Origin of the sequence: Actinosynnema sp. NPDC023658 (genome assembly GCF_040639995.1) — a bacterium.
In the GTDB taxonomy this organism is placed as follows: domain Bacteria; phylum Actinomycetota; class Actinomycetes; order Mycobacteriales; family Pseudonocardiaceae; genus Actinosynnema.
On the sequence record NZ_JBFAAX010001202.1, the window covers coordinates 1 to 1,558 of the forward strand.

At 70.0% G+C, this 1,558-nt stretch carries 2 protein-coding genes; both read right to left on the reverse strand.

Annotated features, from left to right (window positions below; all coding sequences use genetic code 11):
- Positions 1–6: 6 nt before the first annotated feature.
- Positions 7–1,365 (reverse strand): PHB depolymerase family esterase, encoded by a 1,359-nt coding sequence (locus tag AB0G02_RS39540; RefSeq protein WP_360805455.1) that lies wholly within the window; start codon positions 1,363–1,365, stop codon positions 7–9.
- A 5-nt stretch (positions 1,366–1,370) separates the two neighbouring features.
- Positions 1,371–1,558 (reverse strand): hypothetical protein (locus AB0G02_RS39545; protein ID WP_360805458.1); only part of this gene is annotated, 188 nt, incomplete at its 5' end.

A 1,558-nucleotide genomic window follows, 5' to 3' on the forward strand; every position in this document is an offset into this window, starting at 1 on the left:
GGTCTGTCACCCGGTCGAGCAGGGTGTGCCGTTGAGGGTGAAGGACGTCGGCTTGGCGGTGTTGCCGGTGTGGGACGCCTGGAACCCGATGCCGGTGGAGGCGTTCGGCGGGATGGAGGCGTTGTAGGTCACGTTGCGCGCGGTCACCTGCCCGGACGTGGGCGAGTAGGTGGCGCTCCAGCCGGAGGTGATGGTCTGGCCGGCGGGCAGGGTGAAGGACAGCGACCAGCCGTTGACGGCCGTGGTGCCGGTGTTGGTGATGGTCAGGTTCTCGGTCAGGCCGTTGTTCCAGGCGTTGACGGTCCCCGTGACGCGGCACGTTCCCGACCCGCCCGGCGTCGTTGTCGTTGTCGTTGTCGTGGTGGTGGTCGTGGTCGTGGTCGTCGTCGTGGTGGGCGTGGTCGTGGTGGTGGACGTGGGGTCACCGGGCCGGTCGAGGCCGAAGAACTCGATGGCCCGTGCGGCCATGCCGCTGGAGGGCAGCGTGTGCCCGGCGCCCTGGATGCTGTACGCCTCGACCTGGGTGGTGCCCGAGGCGTCGTTGTAGCGGCGGCGGTTCCAGCCGGACTGCGGGGTGTCGGTGGACGACGGCGTCTGGCTCAGGCCGAACACGTCCGTCCACTGCTCGATCTCCTCCTGCAGCAGCGCGTACGGCACCAGGGTGTCCGCGGTGCCGTGCCACAGCTGGACGCGCGGGCGCCGGCCGGTGTAGCCGGGGTTGACCTGCCGGACGGCGTCGCCCCACTGCTGCGGGGTGCGGTTCGCGCCCCCGTTGCCGGTGCACTTGCTGCTGCCGGGCGGGTAGTCCGCCGCGTTGGCGAAGCAGTTGAACAGCACGTCCATGAACGCCGCGCCCGCCTTGAACACGTCCGGGTACAGGGCGAGCATGTGGTTGGTCATCATGCCGCCGGAGGACGAGCCGGTGGCGAAGACCCGGTTCGGGTCACCGCCGTAGCGCTGCTCGACGTAGGTGATCATCGAGATGATCGACACCGGGTCGCTCCCGCCGCCGCGGCGCTTGGCCGCATCGGACCAGGTGTCGAAGCACTTGCCGAACCCCGCCTCTTGCTGGGCGCTCGGGTAGATCACGACGAACCCGTGCCGGTCGGCCAGCGAGGCGAACTCGCTGCCCGAGTAGAACCCCGGCCCCGAACCGCCACAGCCGTGCATGGCGACCACGATCCCGGGGTTGGCCGGGCGCGAATCGGGCACGTAGACGTGCATCCGCATACCGCCCGGGTTGCTGCCGAAGCTCGTGACCTCGGTCAACGACGCCGCGGACGCGGGCGTGGACAGGGGGATCACGACGCCGACCACGAGGAGCGACACCGCTGCGGCGATCAAGGAACTGCGTCTGAACTTCATGCGCGTTACTCCTTCGTACAGCGCAAGGTCGAACGACCGGTACAAGAGGTGCGGCTGGCCTGCGCGCGCTCCACGGACAGGCACTCCCCGTGCGGGTGTGCCTGTGCGCGGGTCGCGCCAGTCGACGTGAGGTCGCCCGGGTCCATGCCGCCACGCAGCCAGTGCGCCGCGAACGCCGTCAGCTCGCAGGCCG